The organism is Mesorhizobium sp. AD1-1 (assembly GCF_020164655.1).
In the GTDB taxonomy this organism is placed as follows: domain Bacteria; phylum Pseudomonadota; class Alphaproteobacteria; order Rhizobiales; family Rhizobiaceae; genus Mesorhizobium; species Mesorhizobium ciceri.
In genome coordinates this window covers 13,109-29,197 of the sequence record NZ_JAIUGP010000004.1, presented here as the reverse complement: position 1 = coordinate 29,197, position 16,089 = coordinate 13,109, and the positions used below count along the sequence as shown (strand labels likewise).

The following is a 16,089-nucleotide window of genomic DNA, read 5'->3' as shown; positions in this document are numbered from 1 at the left end:
TTTAGGAATTCGGTCCCGCCGTCTCGACAAGCCGCCCTGCCGCAAATTATCTATAAAACATGGCAAAGGGCACAGACGACACCATCGCGGTGCGCATCAGCAAGGTTCTGGCGGACCGCATCATTTCCGGTGCGATCGAGCCGGGGGCCAGGCTTCGGCAGGATCACATCGCCGAGGAATTCCAAACCAGCCATGTTCCGGTGCGCGAGGCCTTCCGCCGCCTCGAGGCGCAAGGGCTGGCCATCGGCGAACCGCGCCGCGGCGTGCGTGTCGCGTCTTTCGACCTGGGCGAGGTCAAGGAAGTCGCCGAAATGCGCGCCGCCCTTGAAGTGCTGGCGCTGCGCCACGCGGCGCCGCATCTGACATCGGCCATTCTCGATCTCGCCGAGGAGGCGTCCAAGGCTGGCGACAAGTCCCGCGATGTCCGGTCGTGGGAAGAGGCCAACCGCGCCTTCCACCGCTTGATCCTGTCGCCATGTGGCATGCCGCGCCTGCTCGCCACCATCGACGATCTGCACGCGGCAAGCGCCCGTTTCCTGTTCGCGGCATGGCGCTCGGAGTGGGAGACACGCACCGATCAGGACCATCGCGCGATCCTCGCCGCCTTGCGGCAGGGAAACACCGAATCGGCGGCCGTCACACTGGGGCGGCACGTCCAATGGATTGGCCGCAAGCCGGTCAGGACGGCTTCCGGAACGACGCGCGAAGCCTTCGCCATCGTAGGTTAGACGGCCTCCGCCAAAGCCAGGGCTTGCAATCTCCAGGGAAGTGTGGATTCGATAATAGATCGAAAACAGAAATTATCTATAATTTGAAATCGATCGAAGGAATCCCAATGACAGACGTCGCATTCTCGTCCAGCAAGCCGTCGTTCAGCCCGCTCCGGCTCCAGGATCGTTCTCTTGCCTGGCAGATTGGAGCCGTTGTGCTCGGCACCCTGTTCCTGGCGCTGTCATCCTACGTCGAAGTGCCGATGGTGCCGGTCCCGGTGACGATGCAGACCTTCGCCGTGACATTGGTCGGCGCGCTCTATGGCTGGCGGCTTGGCGCGCTCACCATCGCCGCCTGGCTGGTCGAGGGTGCGGTCGGCTTTCCCGTTCTGTCCGGAGGGGCAGCGGGTGCGGCGCATTTCGTCGGGCCGACGGCTGGCTATCTCTTCGCCTTCCCGCTTGTCGGCGCACTGGTCGGCTGGCTGGCCGAACGCGGCTGGAACGGCAAAAGGGTGATGCTTGCCTTCGTCGCCATGCTGCTTGGCAACCTTGCCTGCCTTGTGCTGGGCACAGCATGGCTTGCCGTCATGATTGGAGCCGAACAGGCCGTTACCTTCGGCTTCCTGCCGTTCATCGTCGGCGGCTTGCTCAAGTCGGCGCTGGGTGCCGCGACGCTCATGGCGCTTCGCGGCGGCAAGGCCAAGCTGGTCAATCCGTGACGATCAGGCTGCGCGCCCATCACCTCCTTTGCCTGCTCACCTATGTGGGCAAGGGATACAGCCCCGCCTTCACCGCCAATTATGATCGCGTAGCGGAGCGCCTGAGCCGGGGCGAGGACGTCCTCCTCGTTTCCGGCCCAGACGATGTCTGCGCCCCGTTGCTCGACGAGCCGGAACCGCACTGCCTCAACGAGAGCGTCGTCGAGCGGGACCGGCTCGCCGCGCAGGACGTGGAAGAATTGTTGGCACGGCCAATCCAGGTCGGCACCTGTGTTGATCTCGACACGGCGATGCTGGGCCGGATGCGGCAGGCGTTTTCGGCTGGCCTTGTACGCAAGGCCTGCGGCGGCTGCGAATGGAACGAACTGTGCAGCACGATAGCGGCCGGCGGCTACAGCGACACGCTGGTGCAACGGTCTGCCTCGCCAGGCAAGGGCTGATATTGGCCCGAGCCTTGGCGGTCGAAGCGGAGCCTCAGCGTCGAATCTGTGATATATTCGGCGCCGCGTAGGGCCATGGCCGAAATCCCAAGAGCGGAAAATTGGTGCCTGTCGCCATGATTTGTTAATCGGGTGCCCGGATTGTGAATTCGAGGCGGATTGAAGCGCGACCCCAAAAAGGCCATGCTTTGCCTGGAAAGATCGAGTCTACGCCGATCCCGCTGACGCGGAGATGGCGCCTGGCTGAAAGGGATACGATGCGGCAAGGACGTGCGCGCTGGCTGACAAGGCTGGCAATTGTGACAGGCATGGCGATCTCGGCTTTGCCGGCCTATGCCAAGCAAACCACCGAACCGGTCAAGATCACGTCGTTTTCGGGCGCCTATCTGGCAGCCCGGATCGCCGAAGGCGATAACGACCTCGACAGCGCCATCGCCTACTACAAGCAAGCATTGGCCTTCGACCCGAGCGACACCGGCCTGCAGCAGAGCCTGATGCTGTCGCTGATCGCGCAAGGGCGCTTCGACGAATCCCTGGTCTATGCCGACAAGCTCAAGGAAGTGCCTGACGTCGAGCGTTTCTCTCGGCTGGCGCTCGCCGTCGATTCCTTCCACAAGAAGGATTTCACCAAGGCGCAGTACTGGCTCAAGCTGTCGCTGGAATCCGATCTCGACCGGCTGATCTCCGGGGTGATGTCCGGCTGGGCGCAGCAAGGCGCCGGCGAGCCTGCCGATGCGATGGCGTCCATCGACAAGCTGCAGGGGCCGGATTGGTTCGGCCTGTTCAAGTCGTTCCACCGCGCCCTGATCGCTGATGCATCCGGCATGCCCGAAAAGGCCGAGGCGATCTACGCCGCGACCATGCAGGATACCGCCGCCGGTGGTGCCGCTCCCGAAACCTGGATGCGCAACGCCCAGGCCTACGCCTCGTTCCTGGCCCGCAAGGGCGACAAGACCAAGGCGCTGTCGGTGCTCGATCAGGCCGAGGCGTTTTCGCCTGGCAAGCTGGAAATCGTCGCCTTGCGCGACCGAATTGCAAAAGGCGACAAGATTGCGCCCCTGGTGGCCGGCCCATCCGATGGCGCCTCCGAAATCCTGCTCGACCTCGCCACCGCGCTCAACCGTGGCGGCGGCGAGCCCTTCGTGCGCCTCTATCTGCAATATGCGCTTGCTTTGAAGCCTGATAGCGACGCTGCCCTTGTGCAACTCGCTGCCGTGTCCGAGCAATTGAAGGACGGCGAAGGCGCCATCGCGCTCTATCGCCGGATCCCCGCCGGTTCGCCGCTGAAGGAGCTTTCGGACCTGCAGCTCGGCCTCAACCTTGCCGATCTCGACCGTCACGAAGAAGCGATCACTCATCTGAAGGCTTTCGTCGACGCCCATCCCAATGACATGCGCGCCTATCTGGCGCTCGGTGGCGTCTATTCCTCGAAGGAGGATTTCCGTTCGGCCGCCACACTCTACGACAAGGCTGTCGAGGCGCTGAAGACGCCGACCGCAGCCAACTGGAACATCTTCTACCAGCGCGGCATCGCCTATGAGCGCCTGAAGGAATGGCCCAAGGCCGAGCCGAACTTCCGCAAGGCGCTGGAACTGTTCCCCGACCAGCCGCAGGTGCTGAATTATCTCGGCTATTCCTGGGTCGACATGAACATGAATCTCAAGGAAGGGCTGGCGATGATTCAAAAGGCCGTCGACCTCAGGCCGAGCGACGGTTACATCGTCGATTCGCTGGGTTGGGCCTATTTCCGCCTCGGCAGGTTCGATGACGCGGTGCGCGAAATGGAACGCGCCGTGTCGCTTAAGCCGGAAGATCCGGTTCTCAACGATCACCTCGGCGACGCCTACTGGCGCGTCGGCCGCAAGCTGGAAGCCACCTTCCAGTGGAACCAGGCTCGCGACCTGAAGCCGGATCCCGATGTGCTGGCCAACTTGCAGCAGAAGCTGATGAAGGGCCTGCCGCCGATCGAATCCAACACGGCGCAGGAGACCCCGAAGGTCAAGCCGGAGCCGGTGCCCGCCCCGAAGGGATGAAGTCAGCCATTTGAATTCAACGCAAACGGGGCTCTTTTCAGAAGTCCCGTTTTCGTTTGAACCGCGTATTCGGTTGGCTGCCTCAGAAGAGCTTGCGATAGACGACAAAGCCGGAGTGTTCGGCGACCTTGTCGTAAAGCTTCATCGCCGTGTGATTGGTCTCATGCGTCAGCCAGTATACCCGGCCTGAGCCGGCCGCCTGGGCACGCTCGTAGACGCCCTCGATCAGCGCCCGTCCGATGCCTTTGCCACGCGATGCCTGCGTGGTGAAAAGGTCCTGCAGATAGCAATTCGGCGCGATCGCCGTGGTGCTGCGATGGAAGAGATAATGCACGAGGCCGAGAAGCCGTCCCTCGCTTTCGGCCACCAGCGCGTGGACCGGCTCATAGGCATCGAAGAAACGCGACCATGTCATCTGGGTAATCTCACCCGGCAGGGCCGTTTCGCCCGAGCGGCCATAAAATGCATTGTAGCCGTCCCACAGCGGCAGCCATTGCTCGAAATCCTGTCGCGCAACGGGGCGGATGACGATCGGGCTGGGCATGGCTGAAACCTGCTGTCGTTGCTGCACAGGCGAACAGAGCGCAGGCCCGAGAGATGGGCAATGGGCCAGCCCCTGCAAAGCTTTCAACATTGTCCATAATGTCGGCGCAACCGCATCGTCGTGCTTTGCTTGACGCTTCGCCGCCGTGTCTCTAGGACGTGCCGGCAAGCTAGCCTGTGCTGTCGAGGCCACCCGTGACAATTGAAATCCCCGCCCATATGCATCCCAGCCGCTCGTTCCAGGGGCTGATCCTGACCTTGCACAACTATTGGGCGGCCTATGGCTGCGTCATCCTGCAACCCTACGACATGGAAGTCGGCGCCGGCACCTTTCATCCGGCAACGACGCTGCGCGCGCTCGGCCCGAAACGCTGGAACGCTGCCTATGTCCAGCCCTCGCGCCGCCCCAAGGACGGGCGTTATGGCGAGAACCCGAACCGGCTGCAGCATTATTACCAGTACCAGGTGATCCTGAAGCCGAACCCGCCCAACTTGCAGGAACTCTATCTCGGCTCGCTGGCGGCGATCGGCGTCGATCCGCTGCTGCACGACATCCGCTTCGTCGAGGATGATTGGGAAAGCCCGACGCTGGGCGCCTGGGGTCTCGGCTGGGAATGCTGGTGCGACGGCATGGAAGTCTCGCAGTTCACCTATTTCCAGCAGGTCTGCGGTATCGAATGCGCACCGGTGGCCGGCGAACTCACCTACGGGCTGGAGCGGCTGGCCATGTATGTGCAGGGCGTCGACAATGTCTACGACCTCAATTTCAACGGCCGGGAAGGCGCCGACAAGGTCACCTATGGCGATGTCTTCCTGCAGGCCGAGCAGGAATATTCGCGCCACAATTTCGAACACGCCAACACGGCGATGCTTCTGCGCCACTTCGAGGACGCCGAGACCGAATGCAAGGCGCTGCTCGATGCCGGCGCGCCGGCATCGAACGACAATCTGCCGATGCACCACATGGTTTTCCCGGCCTATGATCAGTGCATCAAGGCCAGCCATGTCTTCAACCTGCTTGACGCGCGCGGCGTGATTTCGGTCACCGAACGGCAGAGCTACATCCTGCGGGTGCGCAATCTGGCGAAGGCCTGCGGTGAGGCGTTTTTGAAGACGCAGGCGGGTGGCCTGGCGGCCTGAGTCTCAGGCCCGCTTCATCATCTCGAAGGAAGCTTTGATCGGCAGTATGTTCTGGCTGCTGGCACCGTCGATTGTGCGCAATGCCTGTCGAACGCCCGGCATCGAGAAGGCACCGTGAGCCTGCGCGGTGAAGCAGGCGCCGAGTGCGAGGATCTGCAGAAGTCTGGATGCCGTTTTCATGGTCGTTGAGCCAAATGTTCCCTGCCTGAGCGTGGGTCGCTTCAGCGCTGCGTTCGGTTCATGGAAATCTTTGATCCAAGGACGGGTGGCGCGGTCTCGTCCCGACAGGATGGCCAAAATTTCTGGAAACGGGCGCAAATCGGCGATCCCCGTGCGGAAAGGGTGACAGCGGCCAGCCGAGTTGCTATGCCCCCGCCCGGACCATTTTGCCGCGTGAGCCCCATCCATGCCTGACCTGCTTCTAGAACTCCGCTCGGAAGAGATTCCCGCCCGCATGCAGCGCAAGGCGGCTGGCGATCTCAGGAAGATGCTGACTGACGGCCTGGTCGAGGCGGGGCTGACCTATGAGGCGGCGCGCGAGTACTGGACGCCGCGGCGGCTGACCCTCGACATCAGGGGTCTCACCGCGCGCTCGAAGGATATAAACGAAGAGATCAAGGGGCCTTCGACATCGGCGCCCGAACAGGCGGTCCAGGGCTTCCTGCGCAAGGCCGGACTTTCCTCGATCGCCGAGGCGCATGTCCATTCCGATCCGAAGAAGGGCGATTTTTATGTCGCCCACATTTCGAAGCTGGGCAGGGCGGCCGAACAGATCATCGCGGACCTGGTGCCTGATATCATCCGCAATTTCCCGTGGCCGAAATCGATGCGCTGGGGGCCGGCCTCGGCCAAGCCAGGTTCATTGCGCTGGGTGCGCCCGCTGCAATCGATCCTGTGCACGTTCGGCCCGGAGACAGAGGAGCCGGTCGTGGTCGATTTCGAGATCGACGGCATCCGCTCCGGCAACATCACCTATGGCCACCGCTTCCATGCGCCTGATGCGATCATGGTGCGCCGCTTCGACGACTATGTTTCCAAACTGGAAGCGGCCAAGGTCGTGCTCGATGCCGACCGCCGCAAGGAGATCATCCTTGCCGACGCCCGCAATCTCGCCTTCGCCAACGGGCTCGATCTGGTCGAGGACGAAGGGCTGCTGGAGGAGGTGTCCGGACTGGTCGAATGGCCGGTCGTGCTGATGGGCGAGTTCGAGGAGGCATTCCTTGCCATTCCAGCCGAAGTGATCCGACTGACCATCCGCGCCAACCAGAAGTGCTTTGTGACGCGGCCGCAGGGTGTCGACGACGCGCTTTCCAATCGCTTCATTCTAACCGCCAACATCGAAGCCAGGGATGGCGGCAAGGAGATCGCCCACGGCAACGGCAAGGTGGTGCGCGCCCGTCTGTCCGACGCGCTTTATTTCTGGACGACCGACCAGGGCGATTTGCCTGACCTGGCTGAGCTCGAGGCATCGGCGGAAAAATTCGGGCTTGATCTCAAGAAGCCTCTCGACCAGCGCATGGCCCGCCTCGACCATCTCGGCGTGACTTTCCACGCCAAGCTCGGCACGCAGGGCGAACGGGTGGAGCGGATCAAGCGATTGGCGGAAGAACTGGCTCCGACCGTCGGCGCCGATCCCGCACTCGCGCGCCGCGCTGCCGTCTTGGCCAAGGCAGATCTCACCACCGAAGTCGTCGGCGAGTTCCCGGAACTGCAAGGCGCCATGGGCCGCAAATATGCGCTGCTTCAGGGCGAGCATGCATCGGTCGCCGCTGCAGCGGAGGAACACTACAAGCCGCAAGGCCCGTCCGATCGCGTATCGAGCGATCCGGTTTCGATCACAGTGGCGCTTGCCGATAAGCTCGATACGCTGGTCGGTTTCTGGGCAATCGACGAAAAGCCGACTGGGTCGAAGGATCCCTATGCGCTGCGTAGAGCGGCGCTGGGTGTGGTTAGAATATTGGTCGAGAATGATATTCGACTGGCGCTGGCAGCCATCGTCGGGAAAGCGTCTGACCTTCTGTCCTTCTTCCACGACCGCCTGAAAGTCTACCTCCGCGATCAGGGCGCCCGGCACGATCTCATCGATGCCGTCATCACGCCGCAGTCCGACGACCTCTTGCAGATCGTCCGCCGCGTCGAGGCGCTCGGCTCCTTCCTCGACACCGAGGACGGCAAGAACCTGCTCGCCGGCACCAAGCGCGCGGCCAACATTCTGGCTGCCGAGGAGAAAAAGAAAACGGCGGTCGCCGAAACCGTTGAGCCGGCGCTGTTTCGCGCGGATACCGAGAAATCGCTGTTTGCGGCGGTGAACCAGGCTGAGAAGCAAGCCGGCGAAGCGATTCAAAACGATGATTTTTCCGGCGCCCTGCTGGCGCTTAGCGTGTTGCGCGAGCCGGTTGATTCATTCTTTGAGCATGTTCTTGTAAACGATGAGGATCAGGCGGTGCGTGCCAACCGCCTGGCGCTGCTCGCCCGCATCCGCGCGGCCACGGGTCAGGTCGCGGATTTCTCCAGGATCGCAGGTTAAGGCGAAGAAAATATTCTCTGCTACCGGCCGTTCGAGCCGGCTTACAGTCATATGGCGATGATCTCTCCGTGGCAAAAGGGACATGTTCCCCAACCCCACGGAGGCTTCCATGAATTCCGATCACGAAATCGAAGTGACAGAAGAAACTCCCGCCGAGGCGCTTGAATCCGCTTCCGAAACTATTCTCGATCATGCCGCCGCCGCAGCGATCGAAGCCGCTGACCTGCCTGATGACGACGAAGACGGCGACGATGAAGAAGGCGAAGAGTCCACCGAAGCTGCCACGCTCTCGGATGACGACGAAGATGAAGAAGGCGAGGCCGAAGACGACGACGACAAGGAAGAAGCGGCCTGATCTTTTCAGCCGCCGATTCCGTCGATGGCAAGGCGGCGCCGAGGCGCCGCCTTTTGCTATCAGCCGTCCCCGAAGCCGACTGTCAGCCGCCCCGGCGACGGCCCGTCAGTTCTCGAGAATGCTGACGCGCACGCTGTTTTCGTAGACATCGACCTGGATCAGCGGTTCGCCATTGACGATGGCGCGCTTGGTCGAGGAACTCATCGCGCCGCCACGCTCCAGCATGCGTTGCAGGTCGGCGCGCTGGTCGTTGGTCCTGAACCAGCCATCAGCCTCGTCGTCGCTGTCACGGCGGTGGAATTTGTGCCAGTTGGCGCGGTCCTGCCGCACCATCTGCGCGGCATTGTCCAGCGCATAGCCGTCACTCGCCTGATGGTCGCGATCGGAAATGCGCGCGACATAGGATCCCAGCATGTCGTCGGCATGAGCCGCGACGACGCCAAGCAGTGACGCCAGCAATAGGCCTGCTCCGGTTACGATTCCAGATTTTCTCATGGCCCCCCCTTTACCCCTAGTGATGAAATCCCGTCTGCCAGAAATGCCTGGAACGGGGACTGCCTGGCAATGGTGCGCCGGGCGCCAGATCGCCGTCAAGTCACGCCATCGATGTCGGCTGTCTTTGAGCCGAGGCTACTTGGTGTAGCCGTTGGGAGGCATGCGCTGCCCTGCTGCCGGGGCCGGAGCGCTCGGCGGGGCGGGTTTGTTCTCGGCGTTCCCTGAGGGGGCAGCGGAAGCGGTGGCCGTTGCCGGCGCGGTGCCAGCGGCCGGCGCGGCACCGGTCGCTGGTGCAGCGGTTGGCGCGGGTGCCGGGAAATCGGGACCGGTAACGCCGCCACGGATGACCATCGGGCCTGGCTGGAAGCCGTGTCCGGTCGCGGGCTTGTCCGGGATCGCCGCTACCTTTTCATCGGTGACGTCGGGCGGCGCTTCCCCTACTGCCATCACCGACCGCGCATCGCTGGTGTTGACCGCATGGACGGTTCCAGGCTGGTTGGGAGCGCCGATCCTGACGATCGATGGTGTGGAGGATGGCGTGCCTGGAAAAACCAGGGATGACGCCTGGGCTTCGCCGGCCGCAACAGCAAGAATGATACCCAGCAGGATACGCGCAGACACTGATGTCGCTCCCCTTTGCCCAGAAGCTGTTCGATAGCAGGCCGGAATTGATGCCGGCTTTCGTGGAACCATAGCATTTTAGGGATTGATAAATCGCCAATGCTCCTGCTCGCCAACAAACGGTTACCCAACAGCCGACTTGCCCAATGGCCGCCATCGTACTACGCACCCCGCATCTGTGAGGTGACGAGAGTGGCTGAAATACTTGGCTCGGGCGAGGCGCTGGAGCGGGCGCTGGCGCTGCTCAGGGAGGGCGATGTCGTCGCCATCCCGACGGAAACCGTCTACGGGCTGGCTGGCGACGCGACCAACGGCATCGGCGTCGCGCGCATCTTCGAAGCCAAGGGGCGGCCGCGCTTCAACCCGCTGATCGCCCATGTCGCCGACATGGCGATGGCCGAGCGCCTCGCGCTGTTCGATCCGCTGTCGAAGAAACTCGCGCGCGCGTTCTGGCCCGGTCCGCTGACGCTGGTGCTGCCGCAACGGCCCGGCAACGGCATCCATCCGCTCGTCACCGCCGGGCTCGATACAATCGCCTTGCGCATGCCGAGGGGCTTTGGCGGCGATCTGATCGCCAGGCTCGGCCGCCCGCTTGCCGCGCCCAGCGCCAATTCATCCGGCAGGATCAGCGCAACGACCGCGCAAGCGGTGGCAGCCGATCTCGGTGCGCGGATAAAGCTGGTGGTCGATGGCGGCGCAACCCCGGTCGGGCTGGAATCGACGATTCTCAAGGCCGAGGGGGAAAGAATGCGGCTGCTGAGGCCCGGCGGCATCGCTGCCGAGGAGATCGAGGCCGCCATCGGCATGGAATTGTTGCGCGGCGGCACCGCCAGTATCGAGGCGCCGGGCATGCTTGCCTCGCACTATGCGCCAGGTGCCGCGATGCGGCTCAATGCCGGCACGGTCGGCGAGGGCGAGGCTTTGCTCGGCTTCGGCGGCCAGAGGGCACAAGGCTGGCACCGCGCCGAAGCCTTCCTCAATTTGTCCGAAACCGGTGACCTGCGCGAAGCGGCGAGCAATCTGTTCGCCTGTATGCAGGCACTCGACCGCAGCGGCGCGCGCACCATCGCCGTCGAGCCTATTCCCTGCGACGGGCTCGGCGAAGCGATCAACGATCGGCTGTCGCGTGCAGCCGCCCCTCGTGACATCACGCAACCCGCAACATAGTTTCCCCCATGATCGAAATCACAGAGACACTCGATCCCGCCCTCATCGATCGCTTCGCTGCGATCGTCGGCGACAGATATGCGCTGCGTGATCAGCAGGACATCGCGCCCTACCTCATTGAGCGACGTGGGCTCTGGCACGGCGCGACGTCGCTGGTGCTGCGGCCGGGCAGCGTCGACGAGGTCAGCCGGATCATGCGGCTGGCGACCGAGACGGGAACGCCGATCGTGCCGCAAAGCGGCAACACCGGGCTGGTCGGCGCGCAGGTGCCGGACAGGTCCGGGCGCGAAATCGTCCTGTCGCTGTCGCGGCTGAACCGCATCCGCGAGATCGATGTCCTGTCCAACACGGTGACGGTCGAGGCCGGTGTCATCCTGCAGACGCTGCAGGAGGCAGCCGACGCCGCCGACCGGCTGTTCCCGCTGTCGCTGGCCGCGCAAGGCTCCTGCCAGATCGGGGGCAATCTTTCCTCCAATGCCGGCGGCACCGGCGTGCTTGCCTACGGCAATGCGCGTGAACTTTGCCTCGGTGTCGAGGTGGTGCTGCCGACCGGCGAGGTGTTCGACGACCTGCGCAAGCTGAAGAAGGACAACACCGGCTACGATCTAAAAAACCTGTTCGTCGGCGCCGAAGGCACGCTCGGCGTCATCACCGCCGCCGTGCTGAAGCTGTTCCCGAAGCCGAAGGGGCGCGAAGTCGCCTTCGTCGGCCTGTCGTCGCCCGAGGCGGCACTTTCGCTGTTCGGCCTGGCCATGGACCGTGCCGGGGCAGCACTCACCGCTTTCGAACTGATCGGCAGGCGGCCATATGATTTCACCCTGGCGCATGCCCAGGGTGTGGTGCGGCCGCTGATCGAGGACTGGCCGTGGTACGTGCTGATGCAGATTTCATCAGGCCGTTCGTCGGAAGATTCGCGAGCGTTGATCGAGGATGTGCTCTCGGCTGGCCTCGAACAGGAATTCGTCGGCGACGCCGTCATTGCCGCGAGTCTCGCGCAGGGCGATGCCTTCTGGAATTTCCGCGAGCTGCTGCCCGAGGCGCAGAAACCGGAGGGGGCCTCGATCAAGCACGACATTTCGGTGCCTATCGCCTCGATCCCGCGTTTCATCGAAGAAGCCGCCGGCGCGGTGGCGTCGGTGAGCGCCGGCGCGCGCGTGGTCTGCTTCGGCCATATGGGCGACGGCAATCTCCACTACAACATTTCCCGGCCCGTCGACGGCGACGATGAGGCGTTCCTCGCTCTCTATCACCCCATGAACAAGGCGGTGCACGATGTGGTGCGCAGCCTGCACGGTTCGATCTCGGCCGAGCATGGCATCGGCCAGTTGAAGCGCGACGAACTGATCGCCACCGCGCCGCCGATGGCGATCGATCTGATGCGAAGGGTGAAGGCCGCTTTCGACCCGGCCGGCATCATGAATCCGGGTAAGGTTATCTGATCCTTTCGACATCTTGTGGCTGGTGGGATTCCGATAACCATCCCTGAGATCAGCAAAATTTAACCGACTTTCTTAAGCGGGGCGGTAAGGAGCCCGCGCTACTGTCTCCATACAAACGAGGCTGGAAAAACCGGCCCGGAGAGAACCGGACACCGGCTCTCAGGAGACAGACAGGAAGGCCACTCTATGAACACCGGACTGAAGCCAGTCTGGGCGGGACGCAACATGCGTCTCGACCCATTCCGCCTGCCGCAAGTGGTGAGCTACGCGACTCGCGACGACTACGGCGATGTAACCTTCACCATCGACCAGCGCGGCGCCGTGATCCGCCGCTTGCTCGAGATGAGCGGCCTGCCCGCGATCATCGTTCTGCCTTCCAATGCGTTCCGCGGCGTTGCCGCCCGCGCCATGGAGGATCCGGACGGCAATGTCACGGTGACCCTGGAACTCCTGCACAACGACCCGATGCTGTCGGTGCCGCTGCTGGTGGCCGACGATCTCGACGATGTCGCAGCCGACTGGCGCGCCTGGGCCGACGCTTACCGCCTGCCGATGCTGCTCATCGAATCGGACGGCGTTGCCCGCACCCTGGAAGAATCGCTCGGCGCCGCCATCAAGACGCTGCCGCCGCAGGATCGGCGCAAGGGGCGGATTTCGAACACGCGCCGCCCGCGTTTCCTCGCTCGCCGCAGAGCTGGCGACCTCGGTCTCAGGCTGGTCATCGACGGCCAGGAGATTATTTCGAGGGATTAGGATGGATCTTCCTTCTCCCCCTGTGGGAGAAGGTGGCCGAGCGAAGCTCGGTCGGATGAGGGGTGTTCCAGCTTGGCAACGCCGGCACTCCGTCCAGCACCCCTCAACCGTCTTGGCGCTGCGCGCCAATCCACCTTCTCCCAAGGGGAGAAGGGAAAAAGCACGCTAAACCAGCGGCTTCAGAGCCACCCACACAGCGCCGCCGATCAGGCCGAGGAAGATCAGCCAGCCGACCTGGTTGTTCGACCTGAACAGGCGCAGGCATTGGTCCGGATTGTCGATGTCCAACACGGCGATCTGCCGCGCCATATGGGCGCCGGCGGCGATCAGCCCGGCCAGCGCCACCACCGGCGCCTGCGCCGACGCCAAGGCGATGGCGAAGCAGATCAGCGCGCCGCCATAAAGTCCGGCCAGCCAGGCCTTGGTGTTGTCGCCGAACAGGCGTGCCGTCGAGCGCACGCCGACAATGGCGTCATCTTCCTTGTCCTGGTGCGCGTAGATCGTGTCGTAGCCGATCACCCACTGGATCGAGCCGATATAGAGCATGACAGCAGGCCCATCGAGATCGCCGAACTCGACCGCCCATCCCATCAGCGCGCCCCAGGAAAACGCAAGGCCGAGCACCAGTTGCGGCCAGTTGGTTATCCGCTTCATGAACGGATATATGGAGATGACCGCCAGTGAGCAGATGCCGAGCAGGACGGCAAAGCTGTTGAACTGGATGAGCACCACGAGGCCGACCAGGGCCTGCAGGACGAGAAACAGCCATGCCCGCCGGCGCGTCGCCTTGCCTGACGGCAGCGGTCGCGAGCGCGTGCGCTCCACCTGGTTGTCGATGTCCTCGTCGACGAGGTCGTTGTAGGTGCAGCCGGCGCCGCGCATGGCGATGGCCCCGACCAGGAACAGCACAAGATACAAAGGCGCCGGCAGCAGTGAGAGCAGCGGGTCGCCCGGACGCGGATAGGCGCTTGCCGCCAAGGCCGCCGACCACCAGCACGGCCACAGCAGCAGTTGCCAGCCTATCGGCCTGTCCCACCGCGCAAGCTGCGCATAGGGCCATATCGAGCGCGGCAGCACGCGGTAGACCCAATGGCCGTTCGGCGCATCGGCGACACGGCCCTGGGCCGCTTTCGACTGGATGGTTTCCATGCCCATGGAGTGGCAGCAGCGGCGGAAACCGTCAAGCGGCAAGCGGAGACGCGGCGCCCGTCAGCCTTTCACGAGGCAAAGATGTCGCGGGTGGCGAACCAGTCCTTGGCCACCTCCACGAAGGCCAGCGCTGCATTCGACACACGCTGATGCGTGTCATAGGTGAGCAGGATCCGCTGCATGGGCAGCGGATCGGACAGCGGCTTGCAGATGAGCGGCAGCCCGTCATAGCTGCGGTCGCCATGCGGGCGGGTGTAGCTGACCGCAACGCCGAAGCCGTTGGCGACCATGCTCCGTTGCAGTTCGAACGAGCTTGTCGTCATGTCGGCCACAGGCGAAAGGCCGCGGCTGCGGAACAGGTCGAGCATATGCTGCCAGCTGTGCGGCTGGTCGGTGGTGATCAGCGGATAGGCGGCCAGATCGGCAAGGCTGACCGACGGGCGATCCGCCAGGGCATGGCCTGCCGGCAACAGCGCGTGCGGGCGAAGTTCACGCAGCAGGATGCGGGCGAAATGCGTCGGCAGGCTGAGATCATAAGTCAGGCCGAGATCGATGGCCGCGTCACCCAGCCGTCGACCCAGCGTCTCGAACGTCTCGTCGCGAACGACGATCTTGACGGCCGGATAGCGTTCGGAGAAGGCGCGGATCAAAGCCGGCGCGAAGAAAGGCGCCAGATCCTCGAAGCATCCCAACACCAACTCGCCGCTGACAGCCGATTTGCTTGAACCCAGGCCGATGAGTTCCTCCGTTTCGGTGAGAACCTGCCTTGCCTTGGCCACGACGGCGCGGCCGAACGATGTCGGCGACACGCCGCTTCCCCGCTGGCGGACGAACAGTTTCTGGCCGAAATTCTTTTCGACCGCGTCGATGGCCACCGAGATCGACGGCTGAGAGACGTTCAGCATCTTTGCCGCGCCGGTAACGCTGCCGTGACGCGCCACGGCAACCAGATAGCGTAGTTGCGTGAGAGTCACACTCATAGAGGCACTCTATATGTCAGATCGAAAGTTATTATTTTACCGAATGAATAGCTGTTGCGATAGTGGCTTTATTCCAAGAGGAGAACGCCATGGCTTCCCGGACTGCCACCCTCGACGCCACCAGGATCGGCGCGTCCATGATTGCCGACTATCAGCGTGACGGCGCTGTTTGCATTCGCGGCGCCTTCAAGGGCTGGGTCGACACGATTGCCGCCGGCATCGAACGCAACATGCAGAACCGCAGCGCCACCGCATCCGACATAGCCAACGGTCGCGGTAGTTTCTTCGATGACTACTGCAACTGGGAGCGCATCCCCGAATTCGTCAGCCTGGTACGGGACTCACCCGCCGCCGAACTGGCGGCGGCGGTGATGCAGTCGCGCACCGCGCAGTTCTTCCATGATCATGTGCTGGTGAAGGAACCCGGCACGCAGAAGCCGACGCCCTGGCATCAGGACATCCCCTACTATTTCGTCGATGGCCAGCAGACGGTGAGCTTCTGGATACCCATCGACCCGGTGAAAGAGGCGACGCTGCGGCTGATCGCCGGCTCGCACAAATGGGACAAGATGATCCTGCCGGTGCGCTGGCTCGACGATAGCAATTTCTATGCCGGCGAGGGCGACTATCTGCCGGTGCCCGATCCCGACAAGGATCCGTCGATGAAGGTGCTCGAATGGGAAATGGAGCCGGGCGACGCCATCCTGTTCGACTTCAGGACCGCGCATGGCGCGCGTGGCAATATGACCGCGGCGCGGCGCCGGGCGCTGTCGCTGCGCTGGGTCGGTGACGATGCGCGCTATGTCGAGCGGCCGGGCCGTACCTCGCCGCCCTATCACGGCCATGGCATGCAGCCGGGGCAGAGATTGCGCGAGGACTGGTTTCCGGTGGTTTTCTCCGCCTAGCGAATCGCCAGAAAATTGGCGGCGGGGATAACGTTCCCGTGCGCAATTGCGATCTAAACACCCTGATGCCTTGACCCGTCGCCCGGAGAGCAATAGCGGGTCTCCAAGAGACT

General features: G+C 63.3%; 17 protein-coding genes. 11 read left to right on the top strand and 6 right to left on the bottom strand.

The window, feature by feature from the left end; genetic code table 11:
- The first annotated feature begins 59 nt into the window (after positions 1–59).
- From LB519_RS09825 to LB519_RS09810, 4 genes are all read left to right on the top strand, one after another.
- On the top strand, positions 60–728 hold the full coding sequence (locus tag LB519_RS09825) for a GntR family transcriptional regulator (RefSeq protein WP_224619709.1): 669 nt from the start codon (positions 60–62) through the stop codon (positions 726–728).
- Positions 729–835: 107 nt separating this feature from the next.
- Positions 836–1,429, top strand: a complete 594-nt coding sequence (locus tag LB519_RS09820) for a biotin transporter BioY (protein WP_063167654.1) — start codon at positions 836–838, stop codon at positions 1,427–1,429.
- Positions 1,426–1,869 carry a DUF1284 domain-containing protein gene (locus LB519_RS09815; protein WP_063167655.1) on the top strand — a complete coding sequence of 148 codons (444 nt, stop codon included), beginning with the start codon at positions 1,426–1,428 and terminating at the stop codon, positions 1,867–1,869. Before LB519_RS09820 ends, LB519_RS09815 begins: the two co-directional genes overlap by 4 nt.
- 257 nt (positions 1,870–2,126) lie before the next feature.
- Complete coding sequence (locus LB519_RS09810) at positions 2,127–3,902, top strand: tetratricopeptide repeat protein (protein WP_013532826.1); 1,776 nt, start codon at positions 2,127–2,129, stop codon at positions 3,900–3,902.
- Positions 3,903–3,984: 82 nt separating this feature from the next.
- Here LB519_RS09810 and LB519_RS09805 read toward each other — a convergent pair whose 3' ends face one another.
- On the bottom strand, positions 3,985–4,446 hold the full coding sequence (locus tag LB519_RS09805) for a GNAT family N-acetyltransferase (protein WP_024502644.1): 462 nt from the start codon (positions 4,444–4,446) through the stop codon (positions 3,985–3,987).
- A gap of 218 nt (positions 4,447–4,664) precedes the next feature.
- Here LB519_RS09805 and LB519_RS09800 point away from each other — a divergent pair, with 218 nt between their 5' ends.
- Positions 4,665–5,585 carry a glycine--tRNA ligase subunit alpha gene (locus tag LB519_RS09800; protein WP_224620039.1) on the top strand — a complete coding sequence of 307 codons (921 nt, stop codon included), beginning with the start codon at positions 4,665–4,667 and terminating at the stop codon, positions 5,583–5,585.
- 3 nt (positions 5,586–5,588) lie between these two features.
- Here LB519_RS09800 and LB519_RS09795 read toward each other — a convergent pair whose 3' ends face one another.
- Positions 5,589–5,903, bottom strand: a complete 315-nt coding sequence (locus tag LB519_RS09795; RefSeq protein WP_127224221.1) for a hypothetical protein — start codon at positions 5,901–5,903, stop codon at positions 5,589–5,591.
- Positions 5,904–5,991: 88 nt separating this feature from the next.
- On the opposite strand from LB519_RS09795, the gene glyS reads away from it, so the two are divergent.
- Positions 5,992–8,112 (top strand): glycine--tRNA ligase subunit beta, encoded by a 2,121-nt coding sequence (gene glyS, locus LB519_RS09790; RefSeq protein WP_224619707.1) that lies wholly within the window; start codon positions 5,992–5,994, stop codon positions 8,110–8,112.
- A gap of 109 nt (positions 8,113–8,221) precedes the next feature.
- Positions 8,222–8,467, top strand: coding sequence for an ATPase (locus tag LB519_RS09785; RefSeq protein WP_224619705.1), 246 nt, complete (start codon positions 8,222–8,224; stop codon positions 8,465–8,467).
- A 105-nt stretch (positions 8,468–8,572) separates the two neighbouring features.
- Here LB519_RS09785 and LB519_RS09780 read toward each other — a convergent pair whose 3' ends face one another.
- The gene (locus LB519_RS09780; RefSeq protein WP_024502648.1) at positions 8,573–8,962 is read right to left on the bottom strand and encodes a hypothetical protein; all 390 of its coding nucleotides are present in this window, start codon (positions 8,960–8,962) and stop codon (positions 8,573–8,575) included.
- 135 nt (positions 8,963–9,097) lie between these two features.
- A complete protein-coding gene (locus LB519_RS09775) occupies positions 9,098–9,583 on the bottom strand; it encodes a hypothetical protein (protein WP_224619703.1) in 486 nt (161 codons plus the stop codon).
- Positions 9,584–9,775: 192 nt separating this feature from the next.
- Between LB519_RS09775 and LB519_RS09770 the strand changes: the two genes are divergently transcribed.
- From LB519_RS09770 to LB519_RS09760, 3 genes are all read left to right on the top strand, one after another.
- The gene (locus tag LB519_RS09770; RefSeq protein ID WP_063167659.1) at positions 9,776–10,750 is read left to right on the top strand and encodes an L-threonylcarbamoyladenylate synthase; all 975 of its coding nucleotides are present in this window, start codon (positions 9,776–9,778) and stop codon (positions 10,748–10,750) included.
- An 8-nt stretch (positions 10,751–10,758) separates the two neighbouring features.
- Positions 10,759–12,189: an FAD-binding oxidoreductase gene (locus LB519_RS09765; protein WP_224619701.1), complete on the top strand. Its 1,431-nt coding sequence runs from the start codon at positions 10,759–10,761 to the stop codon at positions 12,187–12,189.
- Between the two features lie 186 nt (positions 12,190–12,375).
- Positions 12,376–12,942: a DUF6101 family protein gene (locus LB519_RS09760; RefSeq protein WP_024502652.1), complete on the top strand. Its 567-nt coding sequence runs from the start codon at positions 12,376–12,378 to the stop codon at positions 12,940–12,942.
- Positions 12,943–13,107: 165 nt separating this feature from the next.
- On the opposite strand, the gene ubiA is transcribed toward LB519_RS09760, so the two are convergent.
- Both ubiA and LB519_RS09750 read right to left on the bottom strand, forming a co-directional pair.
- Positions 13,108–14,091, bottom strand: a complete 984-nt coding sequence (gene ubiA, locus LB519_RS09755) for a 4-hydroxybenzoate octaprenyltransferase (protein WP_224620037.1) — start codon at positions 14,089–14,091, stop codon at positions 13,108–13,110.
- Positions 14,092–14,159: 68 nt separating this feature from the next.
- Positions 14,160–15,071: a LysR family transcriptional regulator gene (locus LB519_RS09750; RefSeq protein WP_013532815.1), complete on the bottom strand. Its 912-nt coding sequence runs from the start codon at positions 15,069–15,071 to the stop codon at positions 14,160–14,162.
- Positions 15,072–15,160: 89 nt separating this feature from the next.
- Between LB519_RS09750 and LB519_RS09745 the strand changes: the two genes are divergently transcribed.
- Positions 15,161–15,976, top strand: a complete 816-nt coding sequence (locus LB519_RS09745) for a phytanoyl-CoA dioxygenase family protein (RefSeq protein WP_224619700.1) — start codon at positions 15,161–15,163, stop codon at positions 15,974–15,976.
- Positions 15,977–16,089: the final 113 nt, after the last annotated feature.